Annotated in this window: 17 protein-coding genes; 6 read left to right on the plus strand and 11 right to left on the minus strand. The window is 67.2% G+C overall.

The window, feature by feature from the left end; all coding sequences use genetic code 11:
- The 5 genes from HWX62_RS10045 to HWX62_RS10065 all read right to left on the minus strand — a co-directional run.
- Window positions 1–626, minus strand: a 626-nt coding sequence (locus HWX62_RS10045; protein ID WP_244136007.1) for a pyridoxal-phosphate dependent enzyme, incomplete at its 3' end; no start/stop codon positions are given.
- A gap of 218 nt (window positions 627–844) precedes the next feature.
- Entirely contained in the window at window positions 845–1,825 is a 981-nt protein-coding gene (locus tag HWX62_RS10050; RefSeq protein WP_175928729.1) for a sulfonate ABC transporter substrate-binding protein, read from the minus strand.
- A 124-nt stretch (window positions 1,826–1,949) separates the two neighbouring features.
- The gene (locus tag HWX62_RS10055) at window positions 1,950–2,798 is read right to left on the minus strand and encodes a MerR family transcriptional regulator (protein ID WP_175928728.1); all 849 of its coding nucleotides are present in this window, start codon (window positions 2,796–2,798) and stop codon (window positions 1,950–1,952) included.
- Window positions 2,799–2,807: 9 nt separating this feature from the next.
- Window positions 2,808–3,368 carry a GNAT family N-acetyltransferase gene (locus HWX62_RS10060; RefSeq protein WP_175928727.1) on the minus strand — a complete coding sequence of 187 codons (561 nt, stop codon included), beginning with the start codon at window positions 3,366–3,368 and terminating at the stop codon, window positions 2,808–2,810.
- A gap of 80 nt (window positions 3,369–3,448) precedes the next feature.
- Complete coding sequence (locus HWX62_RS10065) at window positions 3,449–4,321, minus strand: LysR family transcriptional regulator (protein WP_175928726.1); 873 nt, start codon at window positions 4,319–4,321, stop codon at window positions 3,449–3,451.
- A gap of 131 nt (window positions 4,322–4,452) precedes the next feature.
- On the opposite strand from HWX62_RS10065, the gene HWX62_RS10070 reads away from it, so the two are divergent.
- Entirely contained in the window at window positions 4,453–5,451 is a 999-nt protein-coding gene (locus HWX62_RS10070; protein ID WP_175928725.1) for a quinone oxidoreductase, read from the plus strand.
- A 59-nt stretch (window positions 5,452–5,510) separates the two neighbouring features.
- On the opposite strand, the gene HWX62_RS10075 is transcribed toward HWX62_RS10070, so the two are convergent.
- Window positions 5,511–7,025: an MDR family MFS transporter gene (locus HWX62_RS10075; protein WP_175928724.1), complete on the minus strand. Its 1,515-nt coding sequence runs from the start codon at window positions 7,023–7,025 to the stop codon at window positions 5,511–5,513.
- 232 nt (window positions 7,026–7,257) lie between these two features.
- Here HWX62_RS10075 and HWX62_RS10080 point away from each other — a divergent pair, with 232 nt between their 5' ends.
- Window positions 7,258–8,817, plus strand: a complete 1,560-nt coding sequence (locus HWX62_RS10080) for a methyl-accepting chemotaxis protein (RefSeq protein WP_175928723.1) — start codon at window positions 7,258–7,260, stop codon at window positions 8,815–8,817.
- Between the two features lie 127 nt (window positions 8,818–8,944).
- Here the strand turns inward: HWX62_RS10080 and HWX62_RS10085 are convergent, their stop codons facing one another.
- The 4 genes from HWX62_RS10085 to HWX62_RS10100 all read right to left on the minus strand — a co-directional run bounded on the left by HWX62_RS10085 (window position 8,945) and on the right by HWX62_RS10100 (window position 12,827).
- Window positions 8,945–9,316: a hypothetical protein gene (locus HWX62_RS10085; protein ID WP_244136008.1), complete on the minus strand. Its 372-nt coding sequence runs from the start codon at window positions 9,314–9,316 to the stop codon at window positions 8,945–8,947.
- 146 nt (window positions 9,317–9,462) lie between these two features.
- The gene (locus HWX62_RS33045) at window positions 9,463–10,086 is read right to left on the minus strand and encodes a DUF6402 family protein (RefSeq protein ID WP_244136009.1); all 624 of its coding nucleotides are present in this window, start codon (window positions 10,084–10,086) and stop codon (window positions 9,463–9,465) included.
- Between the two features lie 82 nt (window positions 10,087–10,168).
- Window positions 10,169–11,842: an ATP-dependent helicase gene (locus HWX62_RS10095; protein ID WP_175928722.1), complete on the minus strand. Its 1,674-nt coding sequence runs from the start codon at window positions 11,840–11,842 to the stop codon at window positions 10,169–10,171.
- Window positions 11,843–11,972: 130 nt separating this feature from the next.
- Window positions 11,973–12,827 (minus strand): helix-turn-helix domain-containing protein, encoded by an 855-nt coding sequence (locus HWX62_RS10100; protein ID WP_175928721.1) that lies wholly within the window; start codon window positions 12,825–12,827, stop codon window positions 11,973–11,975.
- A gap of 451 nt (window positions 12,828–13,278) precedes the next feature.
- On the opposite strand from HWX62_RS10100, the gene HWX62_RS10105 reads away from it, so the two are divergent.
- Both HWX62_RS10105 and HWX62_RS10110 read left to right on the plus strand, forming a co-directional pair.
- Complete coding sequence (locus tag HWX62_RS10105; RefSeq protein ID WP_034204620.1) at window positions 13,279–13,488, plus strand: hypothetical protein; 210 nt, start codon at window positions 13,279–13,281, stop codon at window positions 13,486–13,488.
- Window positions 13,489–13,659: 171 nt separating this feature from the next.
- Entirely contained in the window at window positions 13,660–13,935 is a 276-nt protein-coding gene (locus HWX62_RS10110; RefSeq protein ID WP_175928720.1) for a hypothetical protein, read from the plus strand.
- A 13-nt stretch (window positions 13,936–13,948) separates the two neighbouring features.
- On the opposite strand, the gene HWX62_RS10115 is transcribed toward HWX62_RS10110, so the two are convergent.
- The gene (locus HWX62_RS10115) at window positions 13,949–14,596 is read right to left on the minus strand and encodes a hypothetical protein (protein WP_175928719.1); all 648 of its coding nucleotides are present in this window, start codon (window positions 14,594–14,596) and stop codon (window positions 13,949–13,951) included.
- A gap of 212 nt (window positions 14,597–14,808) precedes the next feature.
- On the opposite strand from HWX62_RS10115, the gene HWX62_RS10120 reads away from it, so the two are divergent.
- The gene (locus tag HWX62_RS10120; RefSeq protein ID WP_175928718.1) at window positions 14,809–16,143 is read left to right on the plus strand and encodes an FAD-binding oxidoreductase; all 1,335 of its coding nucleotides are present in this window, start codon (window positions 14,809–14,811) and stop codon (window positions 16,141–16,143) included.
- A gap of 60 nt (window positions 16,144–16,203) precedes the next feature.
- A complete protein-coding gene (locus HWX62_RS10125; RefSeq protein WP_244136010.1) occupies window positions 16,204–17,295 on the plus strand; it encodes a potassium channel family protein in 1,092 nt (363 codons plus the stop codon).
- Window positions 17,296–17,305 lie beyond the last annotated feature (10 nt).

Genomic DNA, 17,305 nt, shown 5'->3' on the forward strand with positions numbered 1-17,305 from the left:
CCGGACGCGAGCCCGCCACCGCCGATCGGCACGAAGATCGCGTGGATCGGGCCCTGGTGCTGGCGCAGGATCTCCATCGCGATCGTGCCCTGGCCGGCGATCACGTACGGGTCGTCGAACGGGTGGACGAACGTGAGGTCGCGCTCCTGCTGGACCTTGACCGCGTGCGCGTACGCATCGCTGTACGATTCGCCCGCCTGGATCACCTCGACGCTCGGGCCGCCATGCGCGCGCACCGCGTCGACCTTCACCTGCGGCGTCGTGACCGGGACGACGATCACGGCCTTGATTCCCATCCGCGCCGCCGAGAACGCGACGCCCTGCGCGTGGTTGCCGGCCGACGCGGTAATCACGCCGCGCGCGAGCGCATCCGCCGGAATGTGCGCCATCTTGTTGTACGCGCCGCGCAGCTTGAACGAGAACACCGGCTGGTTGTCCTCGCGCTTCAGGTACACGGCGTTGCGCAGCCGGGCCGACAGGTTGCGGGCCGGCTGGAGTTCGGTTTCACGCGCGACGTCGTACACCCGGGCGGTGAGAATTTTCTTGACGTAGTCGATCGGAGGTTGAGCCTGCTTGACAGGCGCGGTGCAAGCGTCAGGCGAGCTTCGGAACAAGGACACGGTCATTTCCTTTCGAGGGCGGGTTTGAAATGCCCTGGGCGGAAATGAAACAACCCGCCTCAGGGGCGGGTTGTCGTCGTTGAGCCGGATGCGCGCTAACCCACCATTCGAAGAATGGTGCGAATAATCAGCGCGATGGTGGATGCTTGGCGGCTCATGTGCTGAAGCATCGACCATTGCAGTGGTAGTTGTCAACCGTTCGAATCAGCGCGCCGCGCGGCGCATTACTTCGCCGCCAGCGCACTCGCCACGGTTTTGTCGACCCACGCGTTGTCGGCCACGCTCAGCTTCTGCGGAATCAGCTTCGCCGCGTAGAACGCATCGGCCACGCCTTGCTGGGCGGCGACGATGCGCGCGTCGATCGGCACCGCACCGAACGGCACGCGCTTGATCCACGTCTCGACGAGCGCCTCGGGCAGCCCGACCTTCGGCGCGAGCAGCGCGGCCGTGTCGGCCGGATGCCCGTTGACCCACTGGCCGGTTTCGCGCGCCTGTTTCAGGATCGCGCCGACCACGTCGGGATGCTGTTGCGCGAAACCGCGCGTCGCCTCGTAGAAGTTGTTGGTCGCCGCGAGCCCCGTGTAGTCGGACAGCGTGCGCACCTTCAGCGCGTTCTGCGCGGCCGCGTAGTACGGATCCCAGACAGCCCACGCGTCGACGTTGCCGCTTTCGAACGCGGCACGCGCGTCGGCCGGCGCGAGATACACCGGATGGATTTCGTCATAGCGCACGCCGGCTTTCTTCAGCGCCTCGAGCAGCAGGTAGTTCGCGCTCGAGCCTTTCTGCAGCGCGACCTTCTTGCCGCGCAGGGCGGCCACCGTCCGGATCGGCGAATCGGCCTTCACGAACACGGCTTCGTTGTGCGGCGCCGGCGGTTCCGCGCCGACATAGACGAACTGCACGCCGGCCGCCTGCGCGAACACGGGCGGCGGCGCGCCCGTGTAGCCGAAATCGATGCTGTTCGCGTTCAGCGCTTCGAGCAGTTGCGGGCCGGCCGGGAATTCGAACCATTGAACGCCGTAGCCGAGCGGCTTGAGCCGCGCTTCGAGCGCGCCCTGCGCCTTGACGATCGACAGCAGGCCGGCCTTTTGATAACCGATGCGCACGATCTTGTCGGCGCCGGCTTGCGCGAATGCCGACGCGGCAGACAGCGCAACGAGCGAGACGGTGGCGGCGCGGGCGATCCAGCGGGTGAAACGAATCATCGAACGAACTCCATGCGAGACATCTTCGGGGGAGCGGCCGGTGCCGCTCGGTTGGAAGAATCGTCGCACGGGCGATCGTGCCCGCAAACGAAGCATTGCCGATATGGATATGACGGCGACGGCGCTATGCTTTGTCGTCGTTGCCTGCCGAATCGGACGTATCCGTCGTGCCGGACTGCCGCGCGGCCTCGTCGCTGAGCTTCTTGTCGAGGATCGTGGCAACGCGCCCGCCGAGATACGCGCCGGCCGCGGTTTCGAGCGCGCGGTTCGTCTCGCCTTCGACGAACACGGCCGCGAGCGGGCGCAGGCGCCAGATCGCGTCGACCAGTTCGGGCACGTCGGTGGCCGGCGGCAGCGTGCCGGCGTCGTAGCGGTCGAGCCGCTTCACGACGAGATCGACGAGCAGCCGCGCGATCGCGTCGAAATGCGGCCGCGCGAGGCTGATCACGTCGAGCAGCTCGCGCGGCGGAATCCCTTCCTTCGTCATCGCGGCCGCCGCCTCGAGCAGCGCGGGGCTCTTCGCGACGAACGACAGGCCGCGCCGTTCGAGCAGCCCGAGCTCGGTCACGCGCGACAGTTGCGTGGTCGCCTGCGGGCCGAACATCTGCGCGAGTTGCGCGATCGAGTAGGTTTTCGGCAGCTCGTGCGACCAGCGGCCGCCGATCGCGTTTTCGAGGCCGAGGATCGAGCGCAGATCGTGGCCTTCGTCGATCGCCTTGATCAGGTCCTGGATGTTCGACAGCGTGTAGCCGCGCGCGAGCAGATGGTTGATCAGCTTCAGGCGCGCGACGTGCGTGTCGTCGTAGATGCCGACGCGCCCGCGTTTTTCCGGCGGCGCGAGCAGCCCGCGATCCTGGTAGGCGCGGACGTTGCGCACGGTCGTATCGGACACGCGCGCGAGTTCGTCGACCGTGTACTCGTTGCGGGAATCCGGCGTGGCCTCGTCGGGCGTGGAATGAGTCTGTTTTGACATGCGGCCATTCTAGCGCGCCGACGCCGGCTCGGGCGAGGCGGGGCGTGCGTTCGCGCCGCCGCCGAGCGGGCGCTGCAGCAGCGCCGTGTCGATCCAGCGGCCGTGCTTGAAGCCGACCGCTTTCAGCAGGCCGGCCGGTTCGAAGCCGAACGCGCGATGCAGCGACGTCGAGCCGCCGGTGCCGCCGTCGGCGATCACCGCGATCATCTGCCGCCACGGGCCGCCCTCGCAGCGCGCGATCAGCGCCGCGAGCAGCGCACGGCCGATCCCGCGCCCGCGCTGCGCATCGTCGATGTAGATCGAATCCTCGATCGTGAAGCGGTACGCGCTGCGCGTGCGGTACGGCGTCGCGTACGCATAGCCGGCCACGCGGCCGTCGCATTCGGCGACGAGATACGGCAGCCCGTGGTTCAGCACCGCGTCGCGGCGTGCGCGCAGTTCGGCGACGTCGGGCGGCGTTTCCTCGAACGACGCGACGCTGTGGCGAACGTGGTGCGCATAGATCGCGTGGATCGCATCGAGATCGGCGTCGGTCGCGTCGCGCACGACGCAGGCGGAAGCGGTGGACATGGCGGCAGGGCGGTTGAAGTCAAAACGCTACTATGCCGTCCGCCGCCGCGCGTGGCAAAGCCGTTTGCGGTGTCGGCGGCTTACAGGCGGCCGTCCGCCGCATGAACCGCATCGGCGATCGCGTCGGCGACGCGTTGCACGCGCGGCGACCGGCGCACGTCCGGGTGAACGACGAGCCAGATCTCGCGCTCGATGTCGCAACGCGGCGCGGCCGTCAGCTCGACGAGCGGCGCGCCGGCGTGCGCGGCCGGATCGTCGACGAGAAACCGCGGCAGCAGCGCGACGCCGGCCCCGGCTGCGCATGCGCGATGCTGCGCGGCCAGGTCGTTGGCGATGAACGCGAAGCGGCGCCCGGCCGCGAAGCGTTCGAGCCATTGCTGCTGCGGCGTTTGCGCGAGCGCGTCGTCGTAGCCGACGAACGGCCAGGTGTCGGGCGGCGCATCCGCCCATTCCGGTGCCGCGCACAGCGCGAAGCGCATCGTCCCGAGCCGGCGCGCGGCGAGCCCCGGCTCGCTCGGCCGCGACAGCCGCACCGCGAGATCGGCTTCGCGCGCATACAGGTTCGCCGCATACATCTCGCCCATCAGGTCGATCCGCAGCGCCGGCCACGCGCGCAGCGCGCGGGCCAGCCGCGGCGCGAGGAAATGGCTGGCGAACACCGGCGACGCCGATACGCGCACCACGCCGTCGAGCGCGGCCGCGCCTTGCGCCGCGCGCGCGAACGCATGCGCGTCGGCTTCGAGGCGCGCGGCGTGTTCGGCGAGATGCAGCCCTTCGTCGGTCGGCGGCCAGCCGCGCGGCAGCCGGTCGAACAGCCGGATCCCGAGCGCCGACTCCAGCGCGTCGATGCGCCGTGCGACCGTCGAGTGCTGGACCTGCAGCGCCCGGGCGGCGGCCGACAGGCTGCCGCCGCGCATCACCGCGAGGAAGTAGCGGATGTCGTCCCAGCTCATCGGCAGCGCGGATGGGGTGACAGAATCGCGATCGGTCGAATTTTGCACAGTAATTGGGCGTTCTACGTGAATTCCGTTCGATTATGCACGATGGGATGATGGTGTCACTTCATTCGATAGCGAGGAACGTGATGACCCAAACTGCCAATGCCATCCGGATCGGAATCGACCGTTACGGCGACGCCGGCGTGCTGCGCCGCGTCGATGCGCCCGTTGCGCCGCCGGGCGCCGGCGAGGTGCGGATTCGCCAGACCGCGATCGGCGTGAATTTCGTCGACATTTATTTCCGGACCGGCGCGCACGCGTTGCCCGCGCTGCCGGATGCGCTCGGCGTCGAGGCGGCCGGCGTGATCGACGCGGTCGGGCCGGGCGTGACGGCGCTCGTGCCCGGTCAGCGCGTCGCGTATGCGGGCATGCCGACCGGCAGCTATGCGAGCCTGCGCACGATGCCGGCCGAGCGCGTGCTGCCGATTCCCGACGCGCTGAGCGACGAAGCCGCCGCCGCCGGGCTGTTGAAGGGGATCACCGTCTACATGCTGTTGCATCGCGTCCGGCAGGTCGGCGCCGGCGATACGGTGCTCGTGCATGCGGCGGCCGGCGGCGTCGGGCTGCTCGCGACGCAGTGGGCGCGTGCGCTCGGCGCGCGGGTGATCGGCACGGTCGGATCGGCCGCGAAAGCCGCGCTCGTGCGCACGCACGGCGCCGAAGCGGTGGTCGATTATCGCGAGGAGGATTTCGTCGCGGCCGCGCGGGCGTTCGGCGGCGGGGCGGGCGTCGACTACGCGATCGACGGAATCGGCGGCGACGTGCTGACCCGCACGCTCGGGGCGATCCGACCGTTCGGCATGGTCGCGAGCATCGGGCAGGTGGCCGCGATCGGCGCGCGGCAAACGTTCGATCTCGACGAACTCGGGCCGGCCCGTTCGATCGCGCTCGCGCGGCCGAGCGTGCTCGGTTTCATCGCGCGCGACGTCGGCGCGTATCGAGAGGCGGCGCGCGCGACGCTCGACCGGCTCGCGGGCGGAATGCACGTCGAAATCGGCGCGCGGCTGCCGCTCGAACAGGCGGCCGATGCGCACCGGTTGCTGGAGTCGCGCGCGACGACGGGCGGGGTCGTGCTGCTGGCGTGACGGCGGGTGCGGGTGGAACGCGACGCGGCCCGACGGTCGCGTCGCGATTGGCCCGCCGCTCAGTGGTGCTTGCGCAGCGGCGCGTCCTCGACGAACCACGCGAGCACGAACGCGATCGCGATCACCGTCGCGGCCGCCAGATACACGACGTGCAGCGAGCCGGCGAACGCGTGCAGGTACGCGTCGCGCACGGCATCCGGCAACTGGTGCACGGCGGCCGGGCCGAGCGCGGGCGGCAGCTCGGTGCCGGCCGGCAGCGCCTGCATCAGCCGCGACTGCAGCCCGTGCGAGAACAGCGCGCCGAACGCGGCGACGCCGAGCGAGCCGCCGATCGAGCGAAACAGCGTCGCGCCCGACGTCGCTACCCCCATGTGCCGGAATTCGACCGTGTTCTGCACGGCGAGCGTCAGCACGGGCATCACCATGCCGAGCCCGATCCCGAGCAGCGCCATATATGCGTACATCGTGTGCAGCGGCGTATCGAGCGCCAGCGTCGACAGCAGCGCCATCGCGACGCCGCCGATCAGCGTCCCCGCGATCGGGAACGGCCGGTACGAGCCGAGCCGCGAGATCAGCCGCCCGCTGACGATCGACGTCACGAGCATCCCGCCCATCATCGGCAGCAGCTGCATGCCGGCCTGCGACGGCGTCGAGCCTTTCACGACCTGCAGGTAGAGCGGGATGAACGTCACCGAGCCGAACAGCGCGATGCCGACCACGAAGCCGATCAGGCTGACCAGCACGAAGGTGCGATGCCGGAACAGCTCGAGCGGCATGATCGGTTCGGCCGCGAGGCGCTCTTCATAAATGAAGCCGCCGATCGAGACGAGGCCGAGCACGAGCGTCATCCACAGCTGCGGCGACGTCCACGGCAGCAGCGAGCCGCCTTCGCTCGTGAACAGGATCACGCAGGTGAGGGCCGTCGCGAGGAACGCGGCGCCCATGTAGTCGATCCGGTGCTTCACGTGCGCGGTGTGCGGCCGGAACGCCATGCCGATCACCGCGAGCGCGAGTGCGCCGAGCGGCAGGTTGATCGTGAAGATCCAGCGCCATGAAAGATGCTCGACCAGGAAGCCGCCGAGCAGCGGGCCGACGATCGTCGCGAGGCCGTAGACGCCGCCGAACATCCCCTGATAGCGCGCCCGGCGATCGGGCGGCACCAGATCCCCGATCGCGGCCATCGTGACGACCATCAGGCCGCCGCCGCCGAGCCCCTGCAGCGCGCGCAGCACGATCAGTTGCGTCATGTCCTGCGCGACGCCGCACAGCGCGGAGCCGGCGAGGAACAGCACGATCGCGGCCTGCAGCACGATCTTGCGGCCGTACAGGTCGCCGAGCTTGCCGTACAGCGGCAGCACGACGGTGGACGACAGCAGGTACGCGGTGACGACCCACGACAACTGGTCCAGCCCGCCGAGTTCGCCGACGATCGTCGGCAGCGCGGTCGACACGATCGTCTGGTCGAGCGCGGACAGCAGCATGACGAGCAACAGCGCGGCGACGATCAGGCCGGTCGGCGCGTCGCGGCGAGCCGTATCGGCGGCCGGCGGAGTGAGGAGGGTATCGGTTGTCATCGAGATATCTGCCATGGCAGGAAACTGGATCGAAATATAGTCATGGATGATTGACTAGTCAATTTCTGCCGAGCCTCGATATGTTGCAGTCGTAACAGGAGGTTGCCCCGCCCGAAAAATTGACGACGATCAGCCGGAAAGCAGGCGCGGACTCAAGTTTTTTGCAGGCAAACCGTAATACAGCGTGCCGCGGACCGATTGCCGCGGCCTTTTTCATCGCTCACGTGCCGTCATGAACCTGAACGCCCTGTTTTCCCGTTTCTCGATCCGTACGCGGATCTTCTCCACGCTCGGCCTCGTCGCCGCGCTGCTCGTCGTGTCGGGGCTGATCGGCCTCGCGGGCATGCAGAGCTCGAACCGCGCCCTCGACGAGGCTTACACGCGGCAACTGGCGGCGAAGACCGCGCTGTCCGCGGCGAGCCTGAACCTGACGATCGTGCGCACCACGCTCGACCGTGCGCTGCTGCATCCGGACGCGCCGGAGGTGCCCGATCTCGTGAAGAAGGCCGAGGGCTATCTCGCGAAGGCCGACACGGCGTGGCGCACCTACGCGGCGATGCCGCACGACGGCGACGAGGGCCCGCTCGCGAGCCGCCTCGACGCCGCGCGCCAGGCGCTGATCGGGCAGGCGCTGAAGCCGATGATCGATGCGATTCGCGAAGGGCGGCGCGACGAAGCCGACCGCTTGCTGATGACGGTCGCACCGCCGCTGTCGGTCGCGCTCACGCAGGCGACCGACGCGCTCGATGCGTACCAGGCCGCGCGTGGCAAGGCCGTGTACGACACCGCGCAGACCTATTACGGCTGGATGCGCATGGGCGCGATCGCGGGCATCGCATTCGGGCTGGCCGCGTGCCTCGGCTGCGCGATCGGCCTGCATTTCGCGATCACGCAACCGGTGAACCGCCTGCTGTCGCATTTCCGTCGCCTGTCGGACGGCGACCTCACGTCGGAAGTGCGCTGGTCGTCGCGTGACGAGATGGCCGAACTGGTGAAAGGCGTGACGGGCATGCAGCGCAGCCTCGCGGATACGGTGCGCCAGGTCAGCCAGGGTACCGAAGCGATCTCGACGGCGACGCACCAGATCGCGGCGGGCAACACCGACCTGTCGCAGCGCACCGAGGAACAGGCGTCGGCGCTGCAGCAGACGGCCGCGAGCATGGAGCAGCTGACGGCGACCGTGAAGCAGAACGCCGACCACGCGCTGGAGGCGCAGGCTTGCGCGGACAGCGCGAGCGAGATCGCGACGCGCGGCGCGACGGTCGTCGGCGAGGTGATCGGCACGATGAACGAGATCGACCGGAGCTCGCAGAAGGTCGCCGACATCATCGGCACGATCGAAGGCATCGCGTTCCAGACCAACATCCTCGCGCTGAATGCGGCGGTCGAAGCCGCGCGCGCGGGCGAGCAGGGCCGCGGCTTCGCGGTGGTCGCGGGCGAGGTGCGCACGCTGGCGCAACGCTCGGCGTCCGCGGCGAAGGAAATCCGCACACTGATCGGCGAATCGGTCGAACGTGTCGCGAACGGCTCGCGGCTCGTCGGCGTCGCCGGCACGACGATGCAGGATATCCAGCAGGCGATCGGACGCGTGACGGGCATCATGACCGAGATCGCGGCCGCCTCGAGCGAGCAGCGCGACGGAATCGAGCAGGTGAATCGCGCCGTGTCGCAGATGGATCAGGTGTCGCAGCAGAATGCGGCGCTCGTCGAGCAGGCGGCGGCCGCGGCTGCGTCGCTCGAGGAGCAGGCGGATGGGTTGCGTCGGGCGGTGGGGGCGTTTCGGGTGGCTTGAGCGTGACGAGGTGAATTGCCGCGGATCTGTGCGCTGATGCGACTTGTTTTCGCGGGTTGGTCGATGCTCTCGTCGGTGATCCGAGCGCGCAGTCTGTCTTATAAATCAAAAACTTAGGTTGTAACCCTTAAAACAAAGGCAATCTGGCGCGAAGCCAATCCCACTTGGACGGCGGGATTGTCAGATATTTCTTGTAATTCGATTCATCGGTCAAGTCGATATAGCGAACCAGGTTGCCCTCGTAACGCAGGGGCGGGTGAGAGCTATCTCCGTGATACCAGTTGACGGAGAAATATCGTCTCGCAAGAAGCTCGCCATTTTCACTAAACACGCTTAGTTCGATGTCGTCGTCGGTCGCGTCCTGATCATTCCCGCCAGTGCCACACAGCTTGAATCGATACCAAACGCCGTTCATGTTTTTTATGCCGCCATCTAATGTATCCGGGCGATCATGGAAATCACATTGGCCGTAGGTGGGGCGATTGAAATGAATGGCCAAACCTGTGCATATATAAATGGCAATGGCTAGGCCAATGTATCTGATGGCTCTATTCGGCATATCTCACCAAGATTAAAGTTGTTTTCCATTGAAAGAGTGGTTGTCTTTCACGTAAACATAGATGTGCGTGATTTTTCCAGAGGCGCTTAGGCAATAGAAGGTGCCCGATTTTTCGTATTTAAAGTATTTTTCGCTGAAAATTTCAACATTTCCGATGGCTGCATGTCATTCAGCGGCTGGGCTGACGCTGGATCGTTATTGTAAATATGCGCAGCGCCCGCAAACCAGATCCGCGCAAGCCTGGCTGAAACCTTCCAGCCCAGATTGTCCATTGCGATTGGCACATCCTGGAGGTCGAAAGGGGGCGGGTTTTCGAAACCTCGGAATCCGCCTGCGTTGGTGGCCTTTTGGTTATCGCCTGATCGGCTTGCGGCGGCGGTTGAGGGGCGGCAGGAGGCTTCGGGGCATTCGAAGGCCTGGAAATCGGTTTCGGTGGCGGAGGAGGCGGCTTTTCCCCCGGTGCAAGCCTGTCGATCGACACGCTCCTTTGCGTATCGAGCGGAACGCACCCTCGGGAACCCTTGTATTCCCTCAACTCCGATCCGAACAACCCTTTTTTCGGTTTGTAGTAAGGCAGCTTTTTTGCGTCGGCCATGGGCTATCCCGTTTGCAACGAATGGCCTGGCATCGTAAAAGCCGGCTGCAAACGGACAAACCGTCAGGTATTGCCGAAACAGGTCGAAACGAGCGTGGACAAGGGCGCGGAGCATCGCGAAATGTGCCCGATTGTGTCAACAACCACGATGTCGGTGATCGTTCCGGTAACGGGCAGGGGCGTGCCCGCCTGCCGCGTCAACCCGCCGCGTGCGCCAGTTGCGCCGCCGCGCGCGACGACGCGACGATCAGCAGCTTCATCGTCGCGCGTGTCGCGCCGACGAACAGCTTGCGCGCGGCTCGCGCGTCGAGCGTGTCGAAGTCGACTTCGGTGAGGATCACGCACGGCGCCGACTGGCCCTTGAAGCGGTAGATCGAATCGAGCAGCACGTCGCCTTCGCGATATTCGGGATTACCAAACAGGTCGTACTTGCCGGTGAAGCGCTTGATCCGGTGCGGGCCGAGCTGATCGAGCGGCGCGAGCACCGACCCTTCGCGACCGCGGTACGACAGCACCGCGATGTCCTGCTTGCGAAAGCCCAGCGACAGCGCCTGCGTGATCGCGCGCTTGGTCGCGTCGATGCAGGCTTGCGCCAATGCGTCGCCCGACGCGCCGTCTTCCCCGTATGCCGACACCGACGGATCGGAACCGTCGAACGGGCTGCCCGAGCGCAGTTCGGCCGCGAGCGGTTCGACCCGGCCGACGACGTCGCGCACGAATTCGAGCAGGTCGCGCGGGCTGCGGTAATTCGTGAGCGCCTTCAGCGTGACCCAGCCGGGCAGCGCGACGGGTTCGCGCATGTACAGGTTTTGCAGCGGATCTTCCAGCCACCACCATGCGCCGTCCGGCGCCAGCAGCCGCTCCAGCGCGGCGGCCCACGGTGCATGGAAATCCTGCCCTTCGTCGACGATCAGCACGTCGAAGCGCCAGCGCTCGGGAATCGGCGCGTCCGCGAACCGCGCTTCAAGTCGTTCGAATTCGCCGGGCACCTGGAAGTCGGGCGTGTAGCCGCCGTCGCGCGCGACCCAGTCGCACAGCTGGTGGTAGTTCGCGATCTTCGCGCCGGGCGGCGCGATGCGCGCGATGTAGTCGGCGAGCGGCCGGTTGAAGCATACGTAGAGCACGCGCCGGCCGGCCGCGACGGCATCGCGCATCACCTGCACCGCGAGCTGCGTCTTGCCCGAGCCGGCGGTGCCGGTCACGCGCAACCGGAACGGCGTGAACTCGAGCTGGCGTGCCCATGCGGCGAGCCCGCCCGACAGCCGGGTGACGAGCGTGCCGGCCTGCCCGACGAGCGCGCTCGTGTCGGGCGTGAGCGCGAGCTCGTCCGCGAGGAAATGGTGGAGCTTCGGCGCGTTCGGAAAGGGTTCGTCGTCCTCGGGCAGGATCCGCAGGATCACTTGCGCGAGCTGCGCCTTGCGCGACGCATCGACGATGCGCTCGGGTGCGACGCCGGCGATCGACGCGTCGCGGATCGCGTAGTCGGGGCAGTACAGCAGCGCCTCGACGCCGTAGACGCCCGCGCCGAGCGCGGCCGTCAGGCGCCGGTGCAGCGTCTCCTGCGTACGCGCGAGCTGGATCGGGACATTGCGCTCCTTCTGCAGGTAGACCTTCACGAGCCCTTTCGGGGTTTCGCGCAGGAAACCGGCCTTCTGCTCGATCAGCAGCACGCGGCCGGCCGGGCTCACGACGACGAACGCGGCTTCGCCGAACACCGAGAACGCCTGGTCGGCGCGCGTCCAGTGGACGCCGTGATACACGGTGTAGCTGTCGGGCAGCGCGTGCTCGAGCGCGGCGAGCGTTTCGCGCTCGCGTTCGGCCGCGCCGGTCGCGGCGAGGCTTTTCCAGTCGTCGGGGATGAGGCGGGCCATGGCGTCGGGCGGCGGATGCCGGCGTGGGCGTGAACGGGTGCGGCTATTGTACTGAGGAACCCGTTCATGCCCGCGGCGCCGTGTAGGCGTGCGCCGTTCGCCATTCGGGCGCCCGGCCCGGCGGTCGACGTCAGCCGCGCGCGAGCCGCTTCGCGAGATCGGCGCTGAGGATCGCCATGCGCGCGGGTTTTTCGTAGCACACCACGTCGAACGCGCGGATCACTTCGCTGATGTCGGCTTCGCTCGCGCGGCCGGTGAGCAGGTCGCCCGTCAGCACGAAAATCGGCGCGCCCGGGTTGTCGGACGTGCGCACGGCCTTGATCGCGGTGGCGGCCGTGCCGTCGTCGAACAGCCATTCGGTGAGGACCGCGTCGAAGGCCTGGCCCTGCAGCGCGTCGACGAACGCCGCGAGACCGTTGAACGCGGCCGTCGCGAAACCCTGCCGTTCGAGATAGCGGCACAGCTCGGTTGCGCTGACGCGATCGGGGTCGATCACCGCGACGACGAGCTTGTCGCTCTCCGCGCGGCGCGGATAGATCTCGATCTTGTGCACGTCGTACGCGTTCTGGTACAGCACGCCGGTATGGCGCAGCACGCGCCAGCGGCCGTGCTGTTCGTACGCGACGAACTCCGGGCGCGCGCCGGCTTCGAGCGGCGCGCCGATCCAGGCGGTGCACGGAATCTCGGCGACGCCCGCATACAGGACGGCTTCCTGGGAATAGGCGCCGACCATGCCGGGGTCGAGCGTTTGCGCGCCGAACAACTGGGCGGCGGGTTCGCCGTACGCTTCGGCGACTTTCTTGATCTGCGCGAGCGTCCAGGGGCTGCTGCCGCGCAGTTTGCGGTGGCCTTGCGAGAAACTCAGATCGAGAATGCGGCACAGCTCGGTGGTCTGCTGGCGCTTGCCGATGCCGTTGCGGGTCATCAGCTCGCGCACGCGCTCGGCAACCGCGAGGGAATCCGTGGTGATTGCTTCAGTGGTCATGCTACGGGAACGGATCGTGACGTTCAGAACGACGCCTTGCGGCAGTCTCGGCGGACAGTCTTCATGACGTCCAATGGCGAGCCGACCGGCCACGCACGGAAAAGATAACTTTACCGCAAAATGGTCGTCATTCAGTGTGGTGAACGGTGCGTTTGTGTGAAAGGTGTGTCATGACGTTACGCGCGGCCGGCGTCGAAGCGAGCGCGTGAAGCGGCGTTCGACACCTTCAGGTCGGGATTCGGGGAGCCGGGATGCGATTCCCCACGAGACGGCGGGTAATCGCGGCGCGCTGCACCAGCGCAGGGCGTACTGGCCGGACCGGGGGCCTCCCGTCCGTTTTTGCCGGGCGATTCGATCGACGGTTTCCTCTACTGAAACCGACGCGGATACATTTTGAGCGCTCGCGCAGCTGCGTGCTACGATTTCGCCGTCTCAAAAAAGTGTTGAACCGATGCAGAAGAAATTCTTGATGCGCGGATACGAAATGAACTGCGAGCCGCGCGTGACGGAGGCCGGCAAATACGCCGCGCAGGTCGAGGTCACGAAGGTAGGTTTCAGCCGTGAGGCTGCATTCCGCAAGCTGGGTGAATTCGACACCGAAGCCGAAGCGGTCGCGTACGCGAGACAATTCTCCGAAGAATGGCTGAGCCGCTACGCGTAGCGCAGCGTATGCGCATGCCCGTGCCGCGGACATCGGGTCGACCGGGAGCGCGACACGCCGAACGGTTGCCATTCATGCCTGAATATTGCGAATGCGTCGGGAAATTTGTAGATTGACGACTCCTGTTGTGAGGTATCGATCGCCCGGAAGCAACGCAATCGGAGACTGCGAATGGCCACCTTGTGCATGCAGACCGTCGTTCACGGCAAAACCGTCCAGGTCGTGCTGTCGCCGGAGAGGCGCACCGCCCGGATCGACATCGTCGACGACGAAACCGGCTGCTATCCACCCCGCACGATGAGCATCGAGCAGTACGTCAACGCCGGCATGGCCGACGACGAAATCGCGCGGCACGTGCTCGAAGTCGTCACGATGTCGATCGAGCAGCTTGCGAGGCTGCAGCCGTTCGACCGCACGGCAGGCACCCAAGCGCGCCATTCGCATTGATTGCGCGTTCGCGCTACGCCGGCAGGTACATGAACGGCTCGCCGTCTTCCCGCTCGACGGACAGCAGCCGCTGGAGCTGATCGAGTGCGAACAGTTGCTTGCCATCCGCCGCCGCCTCGGCGATCGCGGCGTCGACCAGCTTGCGCGCCCGCGCCAGGATCACGGAGCGCTGGCGTGCAATCTCGAGCACCATCCGTTGCTCGACGTTCTGCCGATTCGACTTCTTGTCGCTCAGGTGACGCCAGCGATCGCGAAGCTCGGCCCAGGTGATGCGCTGAAATTCCGGAATCGTGCGCGGCAGCGTGCCGGCCTCGGCCGGCCCGGGCTGCGCGCGCAACGCGCAGCGCAGTGCCGCGCGGGCACGCCATTCGTCCGAAAACGGCGCATATACGTCGCGCGTACGCCCGATCGGATTCGCGCGCTCGATCTCCTTTTCGAGCAGGTAGCCGAGCCGCCGAAGCGCGGACCCGTGCGCGAGCATGTCCGGATCGAGCACGCGGATGCGGCGCGATGCGTCCGCGACGTGGGCTTTCAACTCCCAGAGCGTCAGGCGCAGGTGCTGCACTTCGAGTATCAGACGCTGGACGTCCGCGTAGGTGCACTGCGTCCACCATTCGGTGAGGTCGTTCAGCTTGGGGGGATCGAATGGGGGGAGGATCATTTTTACCGCGATGACACTGTATGGATATACAGTTTATCCTGCGGCGATCCGGGGTCGTCAAGCCGAAAAAACGGGGACGGTCGGCGGGAAGCGGCGAGCGGGCCTGCGTTTGCGAATGCGCGGGCGCCCGGCTCGCGCACGCCGCCCGCTTCATGTGACGACGTTGCCGGGATAAGCTTTGCCGGCCACGCACCGACATCCGACAGAAAACAATGACCACCACCTATCCGCTGCACGACGCATTCAGCCACGCCGAGACGGCGTTTCCGCCCGAAGCCGACGTCGTGATCGCCGGCGCCGGCATCATGGGCTGCGCGGCCGCTTATTACCTCGGCCTGCGCGGGTTGAAAGCCGTCGTGCTCGACAAGTCGCGCATCGCCGGCCAGCAATCGACGCGCGCGTGGGGCTTCGTGCGGCAGCAGGGGCGCGAATCCGCCGAAGTGCCGCTGATGATGGCCGGCATGCGGATCTGGGAAGGCCTCGAGCAGGCGCTCGGCTTCGATCTCGAATGGCGGCAGGGCGGCTGCCTCTACCTGGCGGACAACGAAGACGACTGGGCCTCGTTCCAGGCGTGGCTTGCCGTGGCGCGCGAGCACGGGCTCGACACGCGCACGCTGACGCGCGCCGAGATCGACGAACGCGTAAACGGGCTGTCGACGCACGCGCGTACGCTCGGCGGCTTGTATACGGCGACCGACGGGCAGGCCGAGCCGCGTCGCGTGGCTGCCGCATTCGCGGCGCGCGCGAGCGAGGCCGGCGCGCGTTTCTTCGAAGGCTGCGGCGTGACCGCGATCGAGACGGCGGGCGGCGCGGTCGTCGGCGTCGCGACCGAACGCGGCACGATCCGCACGCGGCGCGTGATCTGCGCGGCCGGCGCGACCAGTTTCCGGCTGCTCGACGGCGTCGGCATCCGGCTGCCGCAGCAGGCCGTGCGCGGCACCTGCATGCGCACCAACGTGGTCCCGCCGGTGTCGGCGGCGACGGTGTGGGGGCATGGTCTCGGCATCCGGCAGCGCAAGAACGGCGCGATCAATCTCGCCGACGACATGCAGGTCGACGTCGATCTGACGCTCGGTCACCTGCGTGGGTTGAGCCTCTTCTGGCCGGAATTCTGGTCGCAGCGCGACAAATTCCGGCTGCACCTGAATGCGTCCGCATGGCGCGACGTGTTCGCCCGCATCAACGGCTCGACCGGGCCGATCGAGCCGCGCGATCCACAACCGCAGCCGAACCGCGCGCATGCGCCGCGCGCGCTCGCGAAGCTCAAGGCGATCTTTCCCGCGTTGAAGGATGCGCAGGTCGTCGAGGCGTGGGCCGGGCTGATCGACGTGCTGCCCGACGGCATCCCGGTGATCGATGCGCCCGGCACGCCGTCGGGGCTCGCGATCGCGACAGGGTTCTGCGGGCACGGTTTCGCGATGGGGCCGATCGTCGGCCGGCTGCTCGCGGAATGGATCGACACGGGCGCGTCGTCGCTCGACCTGTCGGCGTTTCGCGCGCGGCGTTTCGTCGACGGGACGATGGTGCGGCCGCGCAGCATGCTGTGACGGCCGGGCGCACGCGTTCCCGTCGTAGAATCGAGCCCGCATCCTTCAGGAGATTTCCCGTTGACGCCATCCGATCAGCGCCGCTCGTTGCGCGTGCGCCTGCGTCGCGCCCGCAACCCGTGGCAGGCGCCGCGTGCGCGCACGCTGTTCACGCGCCCCGCGACATCGCCGCGGCGCACGCTGCTGTTCCGTCTCGGCGCGGTCGTGCTGCTGTGCACGCTCGCGTTCCTCGTGCTGTATCTCGATCGCGACGGCCTGCGCGATTCGACCAAGAGCACGCCGATGACCGTGGCCGATCTCGTGTACTTCACGATGGTCACGGTCGCGACGGTCGGCTACGGCGATATCGTGCCCGTCACGGCGCGGGCGCGCCTGCTCGATGCGTTCTTCATCGTGCCGATCCGCATCGGCATCTGGTTCATTTTCCTGGGCACGGCGTATCAGTTCGTGATCCAGCGCGTCATCGAGGAATTCCGCATGAAACGCCTGCAGAAGCAGCTGTCCGATCACATCGTCGTGTGCGGTTATGGCCTGTCGGGGTCGATCGCGGTGCGCGAGTTGCTGGAAAGCGGCGTCGATCCGGCGACGATCATCGTGATCGATTCGCAGCAGCAGGCCCTCGAGGCCGCGACGTCGCTCGGCGTGACGGGTTTGCTCGGCGATCCGGCGCACGAGGATCTGTTGCAGCAGGCGCAGGTGCGCGCGGCGAAGGCCGTGATCATTTCGGTGACCGACGATCCGACCGCGATCCTGCTGACGCTGTCGGTGCGCAGCATCGCGCCCGATACGAAGATCGTCGTGCGGATCCAGGAGAACCTGTACCAGCGGCAATTGCGGCAGGCCGGCGCGGACGTGATCGTGTCGTCGACGAAGATCGGCGCGCTGTTGCTGGCGGATGCGGTCCACAGCCGCTACATCGTGCCGTTCGTCAACGACATGCTGTCGACGCGCGGGCGCGCGACGCTGCTCGAGCGCGAGGCGTTGCCGCACGAGATCGGCTGCATGACGAACGTGGTGCCGGGCGCGATCGTGGTCGGGCTCGATCGCTGCGGGAAGATCCATTCGTTTTACGAGGATCCGCCGTGCAGGATCGAGGCGGGCGATACGCTGGTGGTGATTCAGTCGGCGCGGATTCCGGATCCGGATGTTTGACGGCGTTTGG

The sequence above is a fragment of the Burkholderia sp. BCC0506 genome (genome assembly GCF_902833145.1).
Classification (GTDB): domain Bacteria; phylum Pseudomonadota; class Gammaproteobacteria; order Burkholderiales; family Burkholderiaceae; genus Burkholderia.